Source organism: Aquimarina sp. Aq107 (genome assembly GCF_943733665.1).
In the GTDB taxonomy this organism is placed as follows: domain Bacteria; phylum Bacteroidota; class Bacteroidia; order Flavobacteriales; family Flavobacteriaceae; genus Aquimarina.
Genome location: NZ_OX030782.1, coordinates 1,782,368 through 1,804,110 on the forward strand (window position 1 = coordinate 1,782,368; position 21,743 = coordinate 1,804,110).

23 protein-coding genes are annotated in these 21,743 nt (G+C 31.8%); 12 read left to right on the top strand and 11 right to left on the bottom strand.

The features are described from left to right. Positions 1-56 precede the first annotated feature (56 nt). Positions 57-1,304, bottom strand: coding sequence for an imidazolonepropionase (hutI, locus tag NMK29_RS07325; protein WP_108804500.1), 1,248 nt, complete (start codon positions 1,302-1,304; stop codon positions 57-59). 2 nt (positions 1,305-1,306) lie between these two features. Beyond that, positions 1,307-2,887 carry a histidine ammonia-lyase gene (hutH, locus tag NMK29_RS07330; protein ID WP_108804499.1) on the bottom strand — a complete coding sequence of 527 codons (1,581 nt, stop codon included), beginning with the start codon at positions 2,885-2,887 and terminating at the stop codon, positions 1,307-1,309. An 83-nt stretch (positions 2,888-2,970) separates the two neighbouring features. On the opposite strand from hutH, the gene NMK29_RS07335 reads away from it, so the two are divergent. Together NMK29_RS07335 and NMK29_RS07340 are read left to right on the top strand one after the other, a co-directional pair. Next, a complete protein-coding gene (locus NMK29_RS07335; protein ID WP_108804498.1) occupies positions 2,971-3,861 on the top strand; it encodes a LysR family transcriptional regulator in 891 nt (296 codons plus the stop codon). A gap of 147 nt (positions 3,862-4,008) precedes the next feature. Then, a complete protein-coding gene (locus NMK29_RS07340) occupies positions 4,009-4,638 on the top strand; it encodes a porin family protein (RefSeq protein WP_108804497.1) in 630 nt (209 codons plus the stop codon). 71 nt (positions 4,639-4,709) lie between these two features. Here NMK29_RS07340 and NMK29_RS07345 read toward each other — a convergent pair whose 3' ends face one another. The 6 genes from NMK29_RS07345 to NMK29_RS07370 form a co-directional block, all read right to left on the bottom strand. Continuing rightward, positions 4,710-5,075, bottom strand: coding sequence for a nuclear transport factor 2 family protein (locus NMK29_RS07345; RefSeq protein ID WP_108804496.1), 366 nt, complete (start codon positions 5,073-5,075; stop codon positions 4,710-4,712). 87 nt (positions 5,076-5,162) lie between these two features. Beyond that, positions 5,163-6,470 (bottom strand): deoxyribodipyrimidine photo-lyase, encoded by a 1,308-nt coding sequence (locus NMK29_RS07350; RefSeq protein WP_108804495.1) that lies wholly within the window; start codon positions 6,468-6,470, stop codon positions 5,163-5,165. Position 6,471: 1 nt separating this feature from the next. Beyond that, a complete protein-coding gene (locus tag NMK29_RS07355) occupies positions 6,472-7,170 on the bottom strand; it encodes an SDR family NAD(P)-dependent oxidoreductase (RefSeq protein ID WP_108804494.1) in 699 nt (232 codons plus the stop codon). A gap of 40 nt (positions 7,171-7,210) precedes the next feature. Next, positions 7,211-7,678, bottom strand: a complete 468-nt coding sequence (locus NMK29_RS07360) for an SRPBCC family protein (RefSeq protein WP_108804493.1) — start codon at positions 7,676-7,678, stop codon at positions 7,211-7,213. A 70-nt stretch (positions 7,679-7,748) separates the two neighbouring features. After that, positions 7,749-8,105, bottom strand: a complete 357-nt coding sequence (locus NMK29_RS07365) for a hypothetical protein (protein WP_108804492.1) — start codon at positions 8,103-8,105, stop codon at positions 7,749-7,751. Between the two features lie 83 nt (positions 8,106-8,188). Then, positions 8,189-8,851, bottom strand: coding sequence for an MIP/aquaporin family protein (locus NMK29_RS07370; protein WP_371924091.1), 663 nt, complete (start codon positions 8,849-8,851; stop codon positions 8,189-8,191). 119 nt (positions 8,852-8,970) lie between these two features. Between NMK29_RS07370 and NMK29_RS07375 the strand changes: the two genes are divergently transcribed. Next, the gene (locus NMK29_RS07375) at positions 8,971-9,810 is read left to right on the top strand and encodes a DUF2911 domain-containing protein (RefSeq protein ID WP_108804490.1); all 840 of its coding nucleotides are present in this window, start codon (positions 8,971-8,973) and stop codon (positions 9,808-9,810) included. A gap of 361 nt (positions 9,811-10,171) precedes the next feature. Here the strand turns inward: NMK29_RS07375 and NMK29_RS07380 are convergent, their stop codons facing one another. Next, a complete protein-coding gene (locus tag NMK29_RS07380; protein ID WP_108804489.1) occupies positions 10,172-11,152 on the bottom strand; it encodes a Gfo/Idh/MocA family protein in 981 nt (326 codons plus the stop codon). Between the two features lie 216 nt (positions 11,153-11,368). On the opposite strand from NMK29_RS07380, the gene NMK29_RS07385 reads away from it, so the two are divergent. The 6 genes from NMK29_RS07385 to NMK29_RS07410 all read left to right on the top strand — a co-directional run bounded on the left by NMK29_RS07385 (position 11,369) and on the right by NMK29_RS07410 (position 16,799). Next, on the top strand, positions 11,369-11,701 hold the full coding sequence (locus tag NMK29_RS07385; protein WP_108804488.1) for a hypothetical protein: 333 nt from the start codon (positions 11,369-11,371) through the stop codon (positions 11,699-11,701). Between the two features lie 310 nt (positions 11,702-12,011). Beyond that, complete coding sequence (gene fabG, locus NMK29_RS07390) at positions 12,012-12,758, top strand: 3-oxoacyl-[acyl-carrier-protein] reductase (RefSeq protein ID WP_108804598.1); 747 nt, start codon at positions 12,012-12,014, stop codon at positions 12,756-12,758. Positions 12,759-12,921: 163 nt separating this feature from the next. Continuing rightward, positions 12,922-14,952 (top strand): hypothetical protein, encoded by a 2,031-nt coding sequence (locus NMK29_RS07395; protein WP_108804487.1) that lies wholly within the window; start codon positions 12,922-12,924, stop codon positions 14,950-14,952. Between the two features lie 24 nt (positions 14,953-14,976). Further along, a complete protein-coding gene (locus tag NMK29_RS07400; RefSeq protein WP_108804486.1) occupies positions 14,977-15,792 on the top strand; it encodes a prohibitin family protein in 816 nt (271 codons plus the stop codon). A 200-nt stretch (positions 15,793-15,992) separates the two neighbouring features. Continuing rightward, the gene (locus NMK29_RS07405) at positions 15,993-16,172 is read left to right on the top strand and encodes a hypothetical protein (protein ID WP_108804485.1); all 180 of its coding nucleotides are present in this window, start codon (positions 15,993-15,995) and stop codon (positions 16,170-16,172) included. Positions 16,173-16,175: 3 nt separating this feature from the next. Next, on the top strand, positions 16,176-16,799 hold the full coding sequence (locus NMK29_RS07410) for a hypothetical protein (protein ID WP_108804484.1): 624 nt from the start codon (positions 16,176-16,178) through the stop codon (positions 16,797-16,799). 104 nt (positions 16,800-16,903) lie between these two features. Here the strand turns inward: NMK29_RS07410 and NMK29_RS07415 are convergent, their stop codons facing one another. Together NMK29_RS07415 and NMK29_RS07420 are read right to left on the bottom strand one after the other, a co-directional pair. Continuing rightward, complete coding sequence (locus NMK29_RS07415) at positions 16,904-17,419, bottom strand: hypothetical protein (RefSeq protein WP_108804483.1); 516 nt, start codon at positions 17,417-17,419, stop codon at positions 16,904-16,906. Between the two features lie 15 nt (positions 17,420-17,434). Further along, a complete protein-coding gene (locus NMK29_RS07420; protein WP_108804482.1) occupies positions 17,435-18,352 on the bottom strand; it encodes an OmpA family protein in 918 nt (305 codons plus the stop codon). A 328-nt stretch (positions 18,353-18,680) separates the two neighbouring features. Between NMK29_RS07420 and hisG the strand changes: the two genes are divergently transcribed. From hisG to NMK29_RS07435, 3 genes are read left to right on the top strand one after another with little or no spacing between them, the layout of a single operon-like run. Continuing rightward, positions 18,681-19,538, top strand: a complete 858-nt coding sequence (gene hisG, locus NMK29_RS07425; protein WP_108804481.1) for an ATP phosphoribosyltransferase — start codon at positions 18,681-18,683, stop codon at positions 19,536-19,538. 14 nt (positions 19,539-19,552) lie between these two features. Next, the gene (gene hisD / locus NMK29_RS07430; RefSeq protein ID WP_108804597.1) at positions 19,553-20,845 is read left to right on the top strand and encodes a histidinol dehydrogenase; all 1,293 of its coding nucleotides are present in this window, start codon (positions 19,553-19,555) and stop codon (positions 20,843-20,845) included. 41 nt (positions 20,846-20,886) lie between these two features. Next, positions 20,887-21,729 carry a DUF3667 domain-containing protein gene (locus tag NMK29_RS07435; protein ID WP_108804480.1) on the top strand — a complete coding sequence of 281 codons (843 nt, stop codon included), beginning with the start codon at positions 20,887-20,889 and terminating at the stop codon, positions 21,727-21,729. The last annotated feature ends 14 nt before the right edge of the window (positions 21,730-21,743 follow it).

Consider the following 21,743-nt stretch of genomic DNA (forward strand, 5'->3'; position numbering starts at 1 on the left):
TTGATGTAATTGTTGATCATTTAGATCATTGTTGGAGTCTTTTTTTTATTGTTTTCTTATTTAGAATATACTAGATCTCCTCGTTTCCATACCTGATTTGGAGTTAGTTTACCTTGATGGTATAATATTTCATTATAATTGTTAGTCGAAAAAAAACAGAAGTCTGCTATCATTTTAGGAGCTAGTTTTCCACGATCATCTAATTTTAAAGCAGCAGCGGCTCTTGTTGTAATTCCTGCTAATACTTCAGTATTACTTAGTTTTTCGAATGTTCCTAAAATACAAGCTTGAGTAAGTAAATCTCCCATTGGTGCAGAACCAGGATTCCAATCACTGGCAATTGCTAAAGCTCCTCCTGCATCCAGAATTTTTCTTGCCGGAGTAAAATCACATCCTAATCCAATAGAAGCTCCTGGTAATGCAACCGAAATAACATCGCTTTCAGCTAACATTTTAATCTCTAAATCGGTACTCGCTTCTAGATGATCAGCGCTTACTGCATTTATTTCTACTGCAATTTCACTTCCGCTAGTAGTGAATTGATCTGCATGAACGGTGATGTCAAATCCCATTTCTATAGCTTTATTAAAATAAGGCTTGATATTTTGTTTGGAAAAAGCGCTTTGTTCTACAAAAGCATCAATTCTTTTGGTGAGTTTTTCCGTGATAAGAGTAGGGAATAGGTTGGTAGTTATGTCATTTAGATATTCTTCATGAGTACCATTGTAGTCTCTTGGTAACATATGTGCGGCTAAACATGTAGATACTAAATCCGATTCTAAATTTAGATTAGCTTCTTTTATTGCACGCAACATCTTTAATTCTTCCGCTATAGAAAGACCATAGCCACTTTTTACTTCGACTGTAGTGATACCATTCTTAAGAAGGTAATTTGCTCTTTTTATTACAGAATGACATAACTCTTCTTGACTGGCAGTTCTCGTATTTGTTACTGTATCCCAGATTCCACCTCCTGCTTTTGCAATTTCTAGATAAGATTTTCCTGAGTTTCGCATGGCATAGTCATTAGCTCTAGAACCAGAAAAGCAAATATGCGTATGTGCATCAATAAAACCAGGTAGACAAACATAATCAGATTGCAGCTGTATAATCTCTGCATCGACGCTATTTGCTATTTGTTGTATTTCATTATAGTTTCCTATGATATGAATGTGTTCTCCTTTTGTAAGAATACCTGCATTTTCAATTATTGGAAGTTTTTCGTCTTTCAAGGCTCCTTTTAAAGGCAATCCATCCATGGATAGTAATTGTTTAATAGGGCCAATAAATTTGTACTTTTCCATAATTAGTATATTTCAAATTGAGAAGAAAACTCTGTTTTTAAAGATAAGTTCTTATCATTTACAACATCATTAGATACTTTAATGATGTTTTTGTTTTTTATGATTTCAATACCTTTTTCTATATCATCTGAAAAAACGCGATCTTTTTCGGCAAAAGAGACTTTTTTTCGAATCATTTTGTGAATTTCGTCCAAAATTACACCAGATTTCATTGGTTTTCTGAATTCAAAAGCCTGAGCTGCTGTTAAAAGTTCTATTGCTAATATCTTTTCTATGTTTTCTAATACTTTTAAAGCTTTTCTACCACCAATAGATCCCATACTTACGTGATCTTCTTGTCCAAGTGAAGTAGGAATACTATCTGCACTAGAAGGGAAACATAAACCTTTATTTTCGCTAGCTAATGCAGCTGTTGTATATTGTAAGATCATATATCCGGAGTTAATTCCAGTGTCTTTCATCAATAATTTAGGAACTCCAGGAGAATTACCTTCTAGAGCAAGATATATTCGTCGATCCGAAATGTTTCCAATTTCAGAAGCAGCAAGACAAGCGTAGTCTATTGCCATTGCAAGTGGTTGTCCATGAAAGCTTCCGCCACTGATAGTTAGTTCTTCGTCAATAATAATAGGATTATCTGTTACTGAGTTTAATTCTATTTCTAATAATTCTTTAAGGTGCAGCCATGCGTTTCTGGATGCTCCGTGTACTTGAGGAATACATCGCAATGAATATGGGTCTTGAACTCTATCACAATCAATATGATCTTCCATGATTTCAGAACCTTTTAATAAGGATTTTACTCTAGAGGCTACATGAATATTCCCTTTAAAAGGGCGTAGCTTGTGTAATTCATTATAAAAAGGTTTAATAGAACCTTGTAGCCCTTCTATCATCATAGCTCCAATAATATCAGCCTGAGAAAGGCAACTATGCAGTTTCTCAATAACTTTTACAGCGTGCGCAGCTATGAATTGTGTTCCATTTATTAATGCCAAACCTTCTTTAGGACCTAGATCTAATGATACTAAGCCAGTTTTTTTAAATAAATCAGCACTAGGTATTTCTTCTCCCTCATATGCTACTTTTCCTAGACCAATTAATGGTAAAAAAAGATGCGATAATGGGGCTAAATCTCCAGATGCACCAACGGAACCTTGAGAAGGAACAATTGGGATTGCATCATTGTCAATATGCCAAAGAATACGATCCAAAGTACTTTCTGCAATTCCAGAATATCCTTTAGCGAGCGATTGTAATTTTAGAATCAGCATAAGTTTGGCAATTTCCTTATCTATAGGATCACCAACTCCTACACTGTGACTTTGCAATATATTAGATTGAAGAATCTTTGTTTCTTCTTTTGAAATCATAGTTGTACATAATGGACCAAAACCGGTATTGATCCCATAAACAGGATTGCCTTTATCTACAATGTTTTCGACGACTTGACGACTCTTTCTGATTTTTTTTCTGGAATCTTCAGAAATAGTTGCTTTAATTTCTCCAGATGCTATTTTGATAGCTTTACCGGCAGTGAGATAGTCTTCTCCGAATTGAAAATGTGATGATATTTTAGACATTATAATTGTTCGTATTTGTATAGACTAAGATAATATGTATTTTTAATACCTATAAATACTAATTTTGTCAATAATTAATAACTATGGGTTATCAGTTAGAACTACGTCATTTTACTTATTTCTTAGCAGTGGCAGAAGAATTACATTTTAGAAAAGCTGCAGAAAGGTTGTTTATTTCTCAACCTGGTTTGAGTAGACAGATTAAACAGATGGAGGATATTATAGGAGCTGAACTTTTTATCAGAAATAAAAGGAACGTAAGTTTAACTGCTGCTGGAGAGTATCTGAAAAAAGAAATTGCCTATATTTTTAATCATATAGATTTTACAATAAAACAAACATCCTTAATTGATAAAGGAAGTGAAGGAGAGGTAAGGATTGGTTTTTTAGGTTCTGCTATTCAAACGGTTATACCGGATTTATTGGTTAAAGTAGATAAAAAATATCCAAAAATTCAATTTAGTCTTGAGGAAATGTCTAATTATGATCAAGTTAAGTCAATTGTTAGTGATGAGTTGGATATTGGGTTTGTTAGATTGGCTAGAGTTCCTGATGGAGTAAGTATAAAGGCTGTACAAACAGATTCTTTTTCTTTGGTTTTACCAAAAAATCATCCACTTAATGAAAAGAATTTTAAAAGTGTTGCGCAAGTTTCTTCGGAGCATTTTATCTTATTTTCTTCAGACTATAGTTCTATATATTACGATAAGATTATGAGTATATGTGAGGATAAAGGTTTTACGCCAATTGTTTCTCATAAATCAGTTCATGCACAAACGATTTTTAAATTGGTAGAGAGCGGGTTGGGGGTTGCTATCGTTCCAACATCTCTGCAGCATGGATTTGATCTAGAGGTAAAGTTTTTAGAAATTCCTAAAATCGCGCAAAAAGCGGCATTATCTGTTATTTGGAAACAAGATAATCGTAATCCTGCTTTAGAAAAGGTGAAGAAATTTTTGGATTCCGATATTTGATAACACTTGTTGGTGTTTTTATATAGATATTTTGTGGTTACATGTTGATCAAATGGTCAGATAATCCTTTACTTTTTTTAATTGGAATGATTTGTTTACTTTTGGCGCTTTTGTTTTTGAAAAATTTAACCCCAAAATATAGATTTGATGATTAAAAAATTACTATTACCAATACTTCTTGCGCTTTTAGTGTCAAAAAAAATAAACGCTCAACAGGATCGTGCTCAACTGGGTATTAAGGTAGGTTATAATCTTTCGTATATAGCAGGAGAAGAGATAGATGATTTTATTCCTAGAAATACAATTCATTTAGGACTTGTAGGAGAAATACCAATTACGAGATATTTTGCAATACAACCAGAGTTACTTTATTCATTTCAGGGATCTTATGTGCAACCTGGGTTTGCAGATAGTTCAGATTTAAGGTTTACTGAGTGGTTGTTAAAGTTAGATTATGTTACGCTACCTATTATGGCGAAATATTATTTGACTCCAGGTTTTAGTGCCGAAATAGGACCGCAAATAGGAGTACTAACTTCTTCGAGATTACTAAAAAAGAGTTCTGTTAATGGTGTTTCAGAAACAACTGAAGATGATTTAAAAGATTTGATAGCACCTGTAAGTTATGGAGTTAATATAGGTCTTGGTTATCAGTTTGAGGATGGATTGTTTTTTCAATCTCGTTTTAATATAGGTATTTCGGATATTTTTGATTTTGAAGATGCGTTAAGCCAAAGGAATCACGTCTTTCAGGTGTCCGCCGGATACAAGTTTTAAAGCTTATTATTGGCTATACTAGATAAAAAGAGATCGAAAAGCACGTGCGTTTCGATCTCTTTTTACTTTTATTAACTTGGCATTGAGTAAAAGAACTGTTCTTCTATTATTTTACCATTATTTACATTGTAAATAGCTAGTTCTTCTATTTGCATGCGTCCTTGACCTTTGAAAGTGCAATCCATTTTCATTTTACAAGAAAAATGATTTTCTGCAACTGTTGGTTCAGATACTTCACCTCCGTGAAACTCTTCTACGGTGGCATACCAATCCTGACTTTTTTTGGTTACAGCATCTTTTCCCATTACAACTGCATTAGGTGCTCCTGGCATTTCTCTACTAACTACATCGTCAGCATATAATTCTTTTAAGGCTTGCATGTTTTCACCTTTACGGCAAAGTTCTACTAAGCGATTAGCTACTTCTTGTGTATTCATTGGTTTTTGAAGTTTATTGGTTTATGATGGCTTTAAATTACAAAAAACTTCGTATCATATTTTTAAATAAATGTTATAATTTGCTGTTTAAGCAACGGCTTCTTTGTAAGTTAGTAGGCATCTTTCTCTAGCCATTTTGTGATCAACAATGGGTTGTGGATACGTTAATTCGTTGATGTCTTTTACCCAAGTATTGATATATTCCAATTTTTTGTCAAATTTGGTAACCTGAGTCGTAGGATTAAATATTCGGAAATATGGTGCTGCATCTACGCCAGAACCAGCTGCCCATTGCCAGTTACCTACATTAGCAGACATGTCATAATCTAAAAGTTTTTCTGCAAAATATGTCTCGCCCCATCTCCAATCTATAAGAAGGTGTTTGCATAAGAAACTAGCAACTAACATTCTAACACGGTTATGCATATACCCGGTTGCATTCAATTCTCGCATTCCAGCATCTACTAATGGGTATCCAGTTTCTCCTTTTTTCCAAGCTTCAAATTCAGTTTCATTATTACGCCATTCGATTCGATCATATTTAGGTCTAAAGGCTTTTTCTTTCGTGTGCGGAAAATGCCATAGGATTTGCATAAAAAACTCACGCCATATAAGTTCTGACCAAAAAACTTCATTTTCTTCAGCTATTGCTTTTTTTATCATTTCACGGATACTGACCGTCCCGAAACGTAAATGTGGTCCTAATCTAGATGTGCCATTTTCTATCGCAGGAAAATTACGAGTCTCCTCATAACGATTGATAAGGTTAGAAGAAACTAAGTATTTCGGGACCTTAATTTTGGACTTCACAAATCCTATATCGGATAGAGAAAGGTTTGGTAAGTTCGTATCTTTAAAAAGATTGTTAAGATGCTTAGTTGAGTTATGTTCTTCTAATTTTGAAGCATCAAATTTCTCTTTCCATTTATTTTTATAAGGAGTGTATACAACATACGGAGAGCCATCTGCCTTTGTAATTTCATTTTTCTCAAAAATTACTTGATCCTTGTAAGTTTTAAAAGTTATAGTGTTTTTAGTAAGTAATTTTTCTATTTTTTCATCTCTTTTGGTTGCATAAGGTTCGTAGTCATGATTTGTGTATACCTTATTTACCTCATATTCTTTGATTAAATTTTCGAATACTTCTATTGGGTTACCATGGAGCATTGCGATAGAACTATGGTGGTTATCATTTAGTTTCTTGGAAATAGCCTGTATTGTCCCATGTATAAACGATAATCTAGCGTCGTCTTTTGGTAGTTTTCGTAGAATCTCTTTATCAAAAATAAAAATAGGTAAGACTGGTAAGTTATCCTTTAAGGCTTCCTTTAGACCGACATTGTCATTTAATCTTAAATCTCTCCTAAACCAAAAAATGTTTACTTTTTTTGGCATATTAATTTACATTTAAAGTAGACATTCCACCATCAACACCAAGTACTTGTCCTGTTATCCAGCTACTATCATCACCTAATAAAAATTTAGCAATGTTCGCAATGTCTTCTGCCTCTCCTACACGTTTAAGAGGATGTCTTTGATCCATTTTGTCCTTCTTCTTTTCGTTACCTAATAATCTTTTGGCTAGAGGTGTATCTGTTAAAGAAGGGGCGATAACATTAACTCTCAGTTTTGGAGCGTATTCTGCAGCTAATGCTTTTGCAAAACCTTCAATAGCACCTTTAGCGGCTGCTACACTTGTATGGAAAGGCATTCCTACTTTAACGGCAACAGTGCTAAAGAAAATTAAACTAGCTTGTTCGGATTTTTTTAATTGAGGAAGAATGGAATGCATGATTTTTACTAAAAACATAAAATTGATTTGCATATCCTCATGAAATGAATCAGGACTTAGCATAGTAAATGGTTTTAGATTAATACTTCCAGGGCAGTATACAAAACCATCTAATTGATCTGGTAGTTTAGAGGTGTCAATTTCATCAGTAGAAGCATCATAAGGAATGTGAGTAACCTCTAAATTCCCTAAACTTTGAGAAGTACGTGAAGCTATATACACATTATGGTCGTTATAAAGTTTTAAAGCTAATTCAAATCCTATTCCATGGCTACCACCAATAAGTAAAATGTTTTTTCTCATTATGTTATTTTCTAAATTATATAGCTATTTGGTTTATTTTTTAATTGTTCAAAGTGCCAAATAGCTCAATTAATTTCTTTTCTCTGTAATCAAATATTTCTTTTAATTTTGGTTTTACAATAAATGGATGTACTAATTGTCCTAAAAAGCCAAAAGGGACTTTATAATCAATAATATCTTCCATTTCTACACCACCAGGAATTTCTTTGATAAAATGTTTATGGTGCCAAAGTGCGTATGGACCAAATCTCTGTTCATCTACAAAATATTCTTTATCTACTGAGTGGGTGATTTCTGTAACCCATTTTGTTTTAATTCCGGCAACGGGAGTAACAATATATTGTATAATTTGTCCCGCATACATTTTTTTTTCTGCTCCGGATAATATTTTGAAACCCATATAATCAGGTGTGATTGTTTTTAAATTGTTTGGATCAGATAAGAAATCCCATGCCTCTTGAAGTGAAATAGGTAGGTTTTGTTTTGCCTTTAATGTGTATATTTTCATTGTATACCTCTTTTAGGTATAAAGGTACAATCATTTTTGTTTAAATTTTAAACAAAAAAGTTAAACAAAACTAAAAATAAGACTCTGCCCACGATTTTGCTTCGTCCAAATTTTCAAAAAAGGCAAATGATTTGTCAAATAGTTTTTGTTCGATAATTGCCTTATCTCGTTCTGTTTTTTTCTTGGAGACAATTGCTAGCGCTTTCATGTTTGATAACTGACCTCGTTTATATATTTCATCAGATACTTCATGATTGTTTTTTCTATTCGAAATCAAAAGAAACTCTTGATTTTTGTAATAATACTGAAGCTTTTTTCTAATGACACTAGCTTTATCTAGGGTTAAATTAATTCCTTCATTTACCGTAACGATAACATACTTCTCGTATAATTCAATAGAACAAAAATCGGTAGTGTGTAGCTGCATTTAAAATACTAATAAGCTATAAATATATGTTAATTAAAGCAAATTTTGAAAAACTTAGAAAGTTTAAATACTAAGATTTATTGTTAACATTCTTTGCAGCAGTTATCTGCTTTAATAGCCCTACATGTTAATACGGCTAATATAGCTCCTATTATTGGAGCGGTCATATATAGCCATTGATGTTCCCAATGGCCAGATAATAGGGCAGGTCCCAAAGATCTTGCAGGGTTCATTGATGCGTTAGTCATAGGTCCGGCAAACATGGCTTCTAAAAGAACAACGCCTCCAATTGCTATTCCAGCCATCATTCCTACTTCTTTGGATCCTGTAGATACATTGATAATAACGAGCATTAAAAAATAGGTTAAAAGAATTTCAAGAATAAATGCTTTAAGTGCATCGAAAGAAGGAAGTGTACCACCAAGAAACTCGCTTTCTGGAAATAAGAAGAGTAAAATACTGCTTGCTGCAATGGCTCCAATGCACTGAGATAAAATATATTTAGGTGCTTCTTTCCATTGGAATTTTTTAGCATATGCAAATGCGATGGTTACTGCAGGATTAAAATGTGCTCCTGAGATATCTCCAAAAGCATAAATCATAGCCATCACAATCAACCCCCAAGTAATTGCAATACCTACATGAGTGACATCACCACCGGTAACCTCGTTAATTGTCATAGCTCCTGTTCCACAAAAAACCATTGTGAAAGTTCCTATTGCTTCGGATATGTATTTACGCATCATAGAATTATAAATGAGGACAAATATAAGGTTACTTATTTTAAGTTTTTGTTAACTTTTAATGTATGTGTAATTATTAATTTCGTTTCGATTAAACTAATTAAATACTAAATTTAAACACAATGAAAAAGATCATCTTATTTGTATCAGCAGCCTTATTATCGTTAGGTGTTGATGCACAGGTTAAAGTTCCTCAACCTAGCCCTCTTTCTAAAATAGAACAAGTAGTTGGATTAACAGATGTTGCTATCGAATATTCACGCCCAAGCATGAAAGGTCGTACTATTTTTGGAAATTTAGTTCCTTATGATAAATTATGGAGAACAGGAGCTAATAAGAATACTCAAATTACATTTGGAGATGATGTAAAAGTAGGAGGAGCGGAATTGAAGAAAGGAACGTATGCGATTTTCACTAAACCTGGTAAGGAAAACTGGGAAGTTATGTTTTATAGCGATGCAAATAACTGGGGTACTCCACGTGAGTGGGATGATAGTAAAGTTGCTGCTAAAATAACTGTAAAGTCTACAAAAATACCGATGAATGTAGAAACATTTACTATTATGTTAAGTGATTTTACTATGGATAGTGCACTTATCAATATTTTATGGGAAAATACTGAAGCTGCTATCAAATTAGAAGTGCCTTCTAAAAAGAAAGCTACGGAGAGTATAGAGCAAATTATGGCTGGACCATCAGCTAATGATCACTATCAAGCAGCAACGTTTTATAAAGAAACAGGAGATTTAGATAAGGCTAAAGCACATATCGAAAAAGCTGTAGCAGGTAGAGCAGATGCATTCTGGTATCACAGACAACATTCTTTAATTCTTGCTAAAAGCGGAGATAAAGCTGGTGCAATAAAAGCAGCAAAAACTTCGTTAGAGTTAGCAGAGAAAGCTAAAAATGCTGATTACGTAAAGCTAAACAAAGACTCCCTTGCAGAGTGGGGAGCTAAATAACACTCTTTTTTTTCACACAAATCGAAAAGCGCTCTAATATTTAGAGCGCTTTTTTTGTTAATATCTAACGATCAGCGCAAAAACTAGGTCGACAATTACAACATCATCTATTGTCTATAAGGGGATTTTCCAAACATTCTTCATATTCTACTACCCAAGGCCTTGGCACTGGATCTCCACTTTTGATAGACTTTTGCTTATTTTTGATATTTTTTTGACTTTTCTAAATTTGGATTTAACGTTATAGACAATCTATCTGTGCATGTTTGTGTTAGGGTTAAGCGAAATGTTATTGTGCAGAAGGATTTTTTTCTTAATATTTTAGGAATAAATAGATAATTGTAAAATATATTGTTATTGTCTACGGATAGTTTAGACCAATTTTATCTCGAACACTATCTAATAGTTTGATTAACTCTAAACTTTTCTCAAAAGTCATGATGTTACTTTCTATGTTTCCTCTGGACATCATTTCCTGAACGTGTATTGCTTCATAATTATAACCATTAGTTGTTGCCGGGAATTCGTGTAATTCAGAAACTCCATTTTTAGTAATTGTAATAGAAGAAGGTTCGTGAAAACGACTATGTATATGGATTGCTCCTTTTTCTAATTCAATAACTGCTTCTGTATTGGTTTTTTCGGTCACAGAAGAATATAAAAAAGCTTCTACATTATTTTGGTAATAGAGCTGCATCGTACAGTTTTCATCAATACCGGTTTTCCCAAATGTAGCTTTTGCTTCAATGTGATCTGGATATCCTAATAGGCTTAATGCTGCAAATAATGGGTAGATCCCAACATCTAATAGACTTCCTCCTCCAAGTTCTTTTTTAAATATTCTACTTTCGGGATTAAATTCACTAGCAAAACCGAAATCAGCTTTTAGATATTTTATTTTACCAAGGTTGTTAGATGTAACAATTTTTAATACATATTTATAATGAGGTAAGAAATATGTCCATAAGGCTTCCATAAGAAAAGTATTGTTATTTCTAGCGGTAGCAATCATTTCCGTTACTTGTTCTAAATTTAAAGCAAAAGGTTTTTCACATAACACTGCTTTTTTAGCGTTTAAACACATTAGCGTGTTTTTATGATGAAAAACGTGTGGAGTCGCTATATATATTATATCAATTTCTGGATTGGAAATAAGTTCGTTGTAACTACCATAGCAACTAAATACGTTATATGTATTACCAAAGTCTTTTGCCTTTTTAAGATTTCTACTAGCTACTGCAAATAAGTTTGCATTAGGAATGGTAAGTAGATCTTCAGCAAACTTATGTGCTATTTTACCACACCCAATAATTCCCCAGTTATATTTCTTGTTTTTATTCATTAATTATAATTTTTAATATTTTTTGGGGTATTTTCCCTATTTTTTTGTCTAAATAATTATAGATAATTGGTTTTTGTTGAAATATAATGTTGATTTTTTTATAAATCATTTAATTCATTAAATAAAATATAAAACACTTAAGTATAACATCTAAAGTTTTTGGTGTCTTATTTTTTATTGGTAAATTTAAGACACTCACTTTAAAACCAAACCATTATGAATAATCAAATTACGTTTAAGGAATCACCGAATCGTCAAACACATACACTTAGATTGAGTCGTATGAAGGATGAACTCACAGCTATGCTTACTGATTTACATTCTTATCGTTGTGAGCCTTGTACACCTGATATGCATAAACAATTTTTAGAATTGAATCATAATGGTAGAAAACTTTCACAAACTATTAATAAAGCTTCGGATTTATTAAAGGATTCTGCTCAGCTCTCTAAAGAAATAGGGGATGAAGTTTTTGGGGTAATTAAAAAATATCATAAGTTTCAAGAAAATCTATCCTTATATAGATCAGAAGCTATAGTGCATCATTAAGCTTAGTAAAGATGATATTCTATAAAAGCCACGATACTACGGATCGAGGCTTTTATAGTTAAGATTTTTTTTAGAGGATAAAAATTTAAAACATTTTTTAAGTAACTATAATAAAATTAGTTGCTAAAAGATTGAAAGTTAATATGATTAAACTTACCTTAAATTGTTTTATAACTTTTGCATGTAAAGCCAATTATAAATCAAGTGTTTTATTATTGTTGAGCTGCTAGTAATTCTTATATTTGAAAACATAAAATAATTCATATCATTTATAGATGGTATGAGATACCAAAAAAATATTATAGAGCGAATGAATCTCTTACAAGGTAAAACTGCCATTATCACAGGTGCTACACGTGGTATTGGAAAAGGAATAGCACAAGTTTTTGCAAAACAAGGTGCTAACGTTGCATTTACATATAGTTCTTCTGTAGAGGCTGCAACAGATTTAGAAAAAGAATTAAACGGTTTAGGTATTAAAGCAAAAGCATATCAAAGCAATGCTGCAAGCTTCGAGGAATCTGAAAGTTTAGTAAAGGATGTTTTAGAAACTTTTGGAAGTATAGATATATTGGTTAATAACGCTGGTATTACCAAAGATAACTTGCTTATGAGAATGAGTGAAGATGATTTTGATAAGGTTATCGAAGTCAATCTTAAAAGTGTTTTTAATATGACTAAAGCGGTTCAGAGAACAATGCTTAAACAACGAAAGGGAAGTATCATTAATATGAGTTCTGTTGTAGGGGTAAAAGGAAATGCTGGTCAGGCTAATTATGCAGCATCCAAAGCTGGTATTATTGGTTTTTCTAAATCAGTTGCTTTAGAACTTGGTTCGAGAAATATTAGAAGTAATGTAATTGCTCCTGGTTTTATTGAAACTGAAATGACTGGAAAACTTGATGAAAAGGTAGTTGATGAATGGAGAAAGGCAATTCCTTTGAAAAGAGGAGGAGCTCCTGAAGATATTGCAAATGCTTGTTTGTTCTTAGCTAGTGATTTAAGTGGATATGTTACAGGTCAGGTTCTAAATGTAGATGGAGGAATGCTTACCTAAAATGAATTTTCCGAAATTACGATTTACGATTTTTTGGATAGTTTTTTAATAAGTTTAAGATCTTTTAAATTTAATGTGATTATTTTCAATTTTCAAAATAAACTATTTAAGGGTGAGAAGTCAATGATTTCTTGATAAGATTCTTAGATCGTAATTAACAAGAATGCAGATACAAAATATAGGATTGATTATAGCAGCAGGAGTAATTGCCATAGTTATTGCGCTATTTCAATATATGTACAAAGCAAAAAATAGAAATAGAAAAAATCTGTTTTTTGCTTTTCTACGTTTTCTTAGCATTTTTGCTTTATTAATTTTGTTGATTAATCCAACATTTCGAAAGAATACTTATTATATAGAGAAACCGACCTTGGTTTTTGCAGTGGATAATTCTTCTTCCATAAAACATCTTAAGCAAGATAAACAAATATCGCAATTTATTGATAGGATTAAAGATAACCCTGAACTTAAAGAAAGGTTTGATATAAAATATTATTCTTTTTCGGACATATTAAAAGATAGTTTAAGCTTAACCTTTGATGAAAAGCAAACAAATATCTCTGAAGCATTAGAAAGCTTAGATCAAATCTATAAAAACGCAAATGCTCCTACGATCTTGGTTACCGATGGTAATCAAACGTATGGAAGAGATTATCAATTTAGTAGCGTTAATTATAAACAACAGGTTTATCCAATAGTTACGGGTGATACAACTGTAGTAACAGATACTAAGATCCAGCAACTTAATGTAAACAAGTATGCATATCTTAAAAATAAGTTTCCTGTAGAAGTTATCCTTACTTATTCTGGAACGGATAATATAAATACAAGTTTTGAAATAAGGTCTGGTAACAATATTGTTTATTCTAAGCCTGTTTCTTTTACCGAAGAAAATAATTCTACAGTTGTTAATTTTACGCTCCCTGCGAGCTCGGCTGGTGTTTTAAAATATAGTGCTCGATTAATACCCATAGAAAACGAAAAAAATATAATTAATAATAAGAAAGATTTTGCTGTAGAGGTAATAGATCAAAAAACAAATGTTTTATTGATTAGTGATTTAACTCATCCAGATTTAGGAGCTATTAAAAAAAGTATTGAAAGCAACGAAAGGAGAAGTCTTACTATTAGTAGGCCATCAGAAGTAAAGGATATTGAAGAGTATCAACTTATTATTTTATATCAACCAAATGCAAGATTTAGAGAGGTATACGAAAAGATAAAAACTACTAGAAAAAATTATTTTACGATAACTGGTTCTAAGACAGATTGGGTTTTTCTAAATAAATCGCAAAATGTATATCGACAAGAAATCACTAGGCAAATAGAATATTATTTACCAAGATTTAATCCTAACTACGGAACATTTTTATTAGAAGATATCGGTTTTAATGATTATCCTCCTTTGATAGGTACTTTTGGAGAGATACATATGAAATCATCTTATGATGTGTTATTACAAAGAAATATTGGAAACATAAAAACAGATGAGCCCTTGTTAGCGACTATTGAGGATAATGGCATTAGAGAAGCTATTTTATTTGGAGAAGGTATATGGAGATGGAGAGCCCAGTCGTATTTGGATAATAAAAGTTTTGAAAGTTTTGATGATTTTTTCGGTAGACTTATCCAATATCTGGCATCTAATAAACAAAAAAGTAGACTTAATACGATTTCAGAATCATTTTATTATGGAAATTCCAGTATAAAGGTAAAAGCAGAATATTTTACTAAAAATTATGAATTTGATCGTAGAGGTAATCTAAATATAGTAATAAAAAATAAAGATACCGAAGCATCACAGACAATCCCAATGTTATTAAAAAATAGTTCTTATGAAGCTGACCTTAGTAGTTTTACTTCGGGAAACTATGAATATACTGTAGTGGTTGTGGGCGAAAATATTTCAAGATCGGGGAGTTTTAGTATTTTGGATTATGATGTAGAACAACAATTACTTAATGCAGATGTAACAAAACTTAGACAAGTTGCGACTAATACTAAAGGAACTGTCTATTTTATGAATCAAACGGATAGTTTAGTACGTGATCTGGTTGAAGATCAAAGGTATCAAGCAATTCAAAAGAGCAAGGAAAATATTGTATCTTTAATAGATTGGAAATACCTTTTAATGATAATTATATTATTATTAAGTATTGAGTGGTTTATGAGGAAATATAATGGACTTATTTAAAAATTAAAACTATACACATATATCATGGAAAAATTACCTAAAATAGGGTTACCTATTCTTATAATTATTGTACTTACAATTGTCTTTATTTCTAAATCAACAGAAACAATTGGCTCTGGAGAAGCTGGAGTGTTATATAAAACTTTTGGAGGTGGTGTAGTAACTGATGAACCACCATTAGGAGAGGGTTTTCATCTAGTATTGCCTTGGGATAAAGTAATCGTATATGAAGTAAGACAACAAGAAGTCTTCGAAAAGATGCAAGTACTATCCTCTAATGGTCTTGAGATAAAATTAGACGCCTCCGCTTGGTTTCAGCCGGAGTATGAAAAACTAGGTTTGTTACATCAAGAAAAAGGAGAAAATTATGTTCAAAGAATTTTGTTGCCTACCATACGTTCTGCTGCACGTAGTGTGGTGGGAAGATATACTCCTGAGCAGTTGTACTCAAGTAAAAGAGATGTTATTCAGAAGGAAATCTTTGAAGAAACTAAAAAAATTGTCGGTAATGAGTATATTCAACTAAATGAAGTTCTAGTTCGTGATGTAACATTGCCACCTACTATTAAAGAAGCAATTGAGCGTAAATTAAAGCAAGAGCAAGAATCATTAGAGTATGAATTTAAGTTAACTAAAGCTCAAAAAGAAGCAGAAAGACAAAAAATTGATGCAGAGGGGAAAGCAATTGCGAATCAAATTTTGAGTGCTTCTCTAACGGATAAAATTCTTAAAGAAAAAGGGATTCAAGCAACTCTAGAATTAGCAAAATCATCTAATTCTAAAGTAGTGATTGTAGGTTCTGGAAAAGATGGGATGCCTTTAATCTTAGGTAATCAATAAGACTATTTATTATAAAAAAAGACCCATCATATTAATGTAATATGATGGGTCTTTTTTATGAAAATCACTGAAGATAAGTGGTTTGAGATATATATTGAATCAAAAAAAAGGTCTAGCTTTTTCTGTTTTTTGTAGGCTGTATTTTTATTATTCCTTGTAACAATTAATATGTTTTATCTACTAATTAATAAAACATATTTATGAATTACTTCTTCATTACATTATTAAGTCTTGCAGGTTTTTTATCTCTTAAAGATGAGAAGGATAAAAGAAAGAAAAACATTTTTCTATTGATCTATTGCTCTTTGATAGCGGTTGTTTTGCTTTTTTCTTTCGGAGAATTTATTGGTAAAATGTTATATCAAATTCAATATTCATAGATTATGAGAAAAATAACACCATATAGTGATAAAGATCAAGCTATTCAAACATTGGATAATGGAGGTAGATTTTATAACATTTTAACAAAAGCTGATGATGGAGTAATTTCTCAATCAGAGTTAGGAAAAGTATCGGGTCTTTTTAGTGATAAACAAAAAATGATTCTTTTTTTAGATTTAGCAACTTCTAATCTAAGTGATAAAGATAGAGAGGAGATAATCAGTGCATTATCAAAAGAATTGAGATCTGTTTATAATCAATATACTGTCAAGAAAATGGTGGTAAATGAGGTGAAAGAAAAGGGCGAATTATCAACTAATATAGTTATTACTGGTGTTCCAAAGAGAATAGCATCTAAATCAGATTTTAATGGGTTTATTATGGTTCCGATCGTTGCGGGTAAAGTAACAACATTTTCTATGATTCCAATCGTGGATACATATGATGTATATGAAATAACTTCTGATGATTCATTAGATACTTTTGTAATAGCGCATGCAAAAGGAGGGCAAAGACTTCCAGAAAAGAAAATAAAAGTTGCAGGAGTTCTGAAAGAGTTAAAATCACAAAAGGATGAAACCGATTCAGAAAAATATCTAGAAGTTGTTTATTACTTAGATTTATAGTATTTATATTCTCAAATAAAAGACATATAAGCGCATATAAGAGATTAAAAAAAGCCTTTATAAATATTTATAAAGGCTTTAATTCTTAAGATTGATTTTTTTGATTATTGATTTTTGAGCTTTTCTGCTTGAGCTGTCCAGTTATCACGTTCTATACGACCCGGAAAGAATTGTATTAATTCTGTAACTGTTTCTATATCTTCTTTAGTGAATTTACTTATTTGATCAAAAGTATATATTCCAATACTATTTAATTTCTTCTCAATGAACGGCCCAACACCACTAATCAATTTTAAATCATCTTTTTGTGATTCACTTGCTGTTCCAAAGCTTTCAAAATTTAATTGAGGTTTTTCGGAATCACTCAAATCCTTTTTGACTTCTGCTACCTCAATTGATTTAGGAGCTTCTACCGGAATAGGATTAGAAAAAGTGGTATTAGCCTTTTTGTAGCTATCACTAGCTTTTCGTAATTTATCTTTCTCTTTATAGCATTGATCTAATTTGTCTTGATATTTATTTTTAAGAGACCATCTCGATAAAAACCACCCTAATAAGAAAGCGATTAATAATAATAGCAGAAGGCACCACCAGTTTGCTTCGTTTAAAAATTCTAACATTTTTGTAGTTGGTATTTAGTTTACAATTATTTCTATTCGTCTATTTTTTGCTCTATTTTCCTGTGTGTCATTTGGAGCAATTGGGCTTAATTCTCCTTTAGATTTAGCAGTAAGTTTATCTGAAGGTATGCCTTGAGAAGTTAGATAATTTCTAACGTTCTGGGCTCGCTTAAGTCCAAAGAACTGATTGGATTTGGTGTCACCAACGTTATCAGTATGACCAGTAATTAATACTTTCTTATCTGGATATTTAGTAAGGTAGTTTTTTAATTCTAAAGCATAATTAGATAAGGTAGCATCTGGTTTAAAATCTTTAGATCCAAAACTCGAATATAAAGTTTTGTTAGCAATACCTTTTTCTATTTCCTTTATTCTTGATTCATCTATTTTATGGAAGTTTAGTAGAATACCACCGTTGTATGTACCATCAGCATTATAATCATAGGTGTGTAATTTTGCTTTGGTCAGAATACGGTCTTTGTTTACTCCACCCGTATTAACTAAGATGTCTTTAATATAATTAGCTCTTGAAATACCTGTTAATGAATCTGTTTCTCTTTCGGAAGAAGTTTCATACCCATAGATTATTAAGTCTTGATCTTGATGTTGTCCAAGGTAATTTGCTATTTTATTCTCAAAACCATTAAGGCTTTCGGGGATAAAAACATCAAAATTAGAATTGTTAATTTGGATGTTTTTTGGATATCTAAAAACATCCATGTTTTCAATATCCTTTGCATATAGACCATGAGCCAAAGCTATACTATCGTCGTAAGCTTTTTTTGCTTTTGCTTCAATAGCCGGATCTATTTGCTCTTTTACAATAGTAGATCCTTCATCTTTGTTTCCAAGACACCAATTACAGGAGTAGTACCACCACATTCCCAGACAGGCGAATAAGATAAAAATAAAGAATGAAATTAAATTTCTCATATGTTGATGATTAGTGTTATTCTCTTAAAGTTATAAAATGTTTTCATTAAATTATTATTCTTGAGCGATTTATGTCCTGAAAAAAGATGAATAGCAAAATTTTAAGCTGAAATGCATTTGAGATGAAAAAAAAATTTATAAATTCGCAGCGTAGAAAAAAATTATGAAAAATATTCTTTTACATCATCATCATTCTTATATCTCCGCCCAGGCGTGGTAAGTTGATATGTGTATAAGTTAATCATATATAATAACCCGTTTGAGCATTTTCAAACGGGTTTTTTTATTTAAAACTTGTTTTGAACTGACCAAACACAACAATAAAAAAATGTCAAAAATTAAAATTGCTATTCAAAAAAGCGGAAGACTTAATCAAGATTCTGTTCAGATTTTAAAAGATTGTGGTATTTCTATAGATAACGGAAAAGACCAATTAAAAGCTACTACTAGAAACTTTCCTATGGAAGTTATGTTTCTTAGAAATGGTGATATTCCTCAGTATTTGAGAGATGGTGTTGTTGATATCGCTATTATTGGTGAAAATGTTCTAGTAGAAAAAGGAAAAGATATTGCGATTGCAGAAAGGTTAAATTTTTCGAAATGTAAAGTGTCACTTGCCGTTCCTAAAGATGTGTCGTATAATTCTATAAAAGATCTGGATGGAAAAAGAATAGCTACTTCATATCCCAATACGGTAAAAGAATATTTAAAAGAAAAAGGAATCTCAGCAGACTTGCACCAGATATCAGGATCTGTAGAAATAGCGCCTAACATTGGTTTAGCAGATGCTATTTGTGATATAGTGTCTAGTGGTAGTACATTGTTTAAGAATAATTTAAAAGAAGTAGAAGTAATGTTAACTTCTGAAGCTGTCTTAGCTGTTTCTCCTAAAATTAGCGATGAAAATAAGAGTTTGCTTCAAAAATTACAGTTTAGAATACAGGCTGTATTAAAGGCTAGAGCTTCTAAGTATGTATTATTGAATGCTCCGAATGATAAGATAGATCGTATCGTTGATATCCTTCCAGGAATGCGTAGTCCAACAGTTTTACCTCTTGCAGAAAAAGGATGGAGTTCTATTCATACTGTAGTAGAAAAGAATAAGTTCTGGGATATACTTGATGAGCTAAAAGCTGAGGGAGCTGAAGGTATTTTAGTATGTCCTATCGAGAAAATGGTATTATAGTTAATTTAGAGAAAATGCAGAAGATATATAATCCAGAGAAAAATACTTGGGCGGACATATTAAAACGACCTACACAGACCGTGGCGGATATAGAAAATGTGGTTTTAGATGTTTTTAATGATGTAAAAACTAATGGAGACGTTGCTATAAAACAATATACAGAGAAATTTGATAAAGTATCTCTAGATTCGATATTGGTATCTAAAAAAGAAATAGAAAGCGCCGATCAATTAGTTAGTCAAGACCTTAAAGATGCTATTGTTTTAGCTAAATCTAATATCGAAGCTTTTCATGCTGCTCAGAAAACGGATAAGGTTTCCTTAGAAACAACAAATGGTGTAAACTGTTGGCAAGAGAAAAGACCTATTCAAAAAGTAGGATTGTATATTCCAGGTGGAACAGCTCCACTATTTTCTACAATTCTTATGCTGGCAGTTCCAGCTACTATTGCTGGGTGTAATGAGATTGTGTTATGTTCTCCACCAAATGAAGAAGGAAAAATCAATCCAGCTATTTTATATACAGCAAATCTTTGTGGTGTAACAAAAATATTTAAGGTAGGAGGTATTCAGGCAATTGCAGGAATGACATTTGGCACTCATACAATTCCACAAGTATATAAAATTTTTGGACCTGGAAATCAGTTTGTTACTGTAGCTAAACAATTAGCTACAAAATTTGGAGTAGCGATTGATATGCCTGCTGGACCAAGTGAATTGTTGGTAGTGGCTGATGACACAGCAAATCCATCCTTTGTTGCTTCTGATTTATTAAGTCAGGCAGAACATGGAAAGGATAGTCAGGTGATTATGGTTACTACTTCTAAAAAGCTTATAGAACAAGTAGAAATAGAAGTTACAAATCAATGTAATTTGTTGCCAAGAAAAGAGATTGCTGAAGCGGCAATAGCGAATTCTAAACTTATTTATGTAGAAAATGACCAAGAAGCTTTAGAACTGATTAATGAATATGGTCCTGAACATTTTATAGTATGTGTAGAAGACGAAGATTTTTATATTGATAATATTATGAATGCCGGTTCTGTGTTTATAGGTAATTACACGCCTGAGAGTGCGGGAGATTACGCTTCGGGAACGAATCATACATTACCAACCAATGGATATGCAAAACAGTATAGTGGAGTAAATCTAGATAGTTTCATGAAATCAATGACATTTCAGAAACTATCCGCGGAAGGTATCAAAAATATTGGAAATGCCATAGAGATTATGGCAGATGCCGAAGGTTTACAAGCGCATAAGAACGCAGTTACTTTGCGTTTAAAGAGTTTAAGTGATATTACCTAAAATGTTTTTGAATATAGAATGTAAAGTAAAAAAAGAGATCAATGAATTGTAGAAATTGTGGAAATATCTTATCTGATGATGCTGATTACTGTCAATCTTGTGGTGCGAAAGTAATAAGAGAACGGATTACATTAAAAGGATTAAAAAGTGATTTTTTTAGTAATGTTCTGGGGTTAGATAATCTTTTTATTAGAACATTAATTCATTTTGTGACTTCCCCAGATAAAGTTATTTCAGAATATATTTCGGGAACAAGAAAACGATATATAAACCCATTTGCCTTTCTGGTGATCGGAACTGCTGTTGCTACATTTGTTTTTAACTTTTTTTCTGATGATTATAGTGAATTAATGCTTGCTACTCAAACGGAATCTTTTTATGAATCATTGTTCTCTATGTCAAACCCCGATATAGAAAAAAACACTGTAGAATATCAAGAAAAATACTTGGAGTACAAAAAAGAACAGGCTGAAGCTAATAAAATTACCCAAAGTTTTATGCTTAAATATTTTAACCTGATTGCTTTCGTATTGATTCCTTTTTATACGTTTTTGGCATTAATGGTGTTTGGTAAAAAGAAGTTCAATTATGGAGAGCATTTAGTTATAAACTCCTATTTATTAGGGTTTGGATTATTTTCCGGAACGCTGTTCTTTTTACTAGGGTTATTATTTAATCCATCAATCTATTTTGTGAGCACTTTGGTAATTATATTTTACTATTTGTTTACTTATAAGAAATTATGTAGCTATAGTACTGGGCAAACGATTCTTAAACTGTTAAGATTTGTAGTGGTATTGATACTTTCAGTAATAGTTTTCTTTGTACTAGCTATTATGTTAGGTGTTATAATAACATTTGCGAAAGCAATGATTTTCGGATAACTTATAGAATGTTA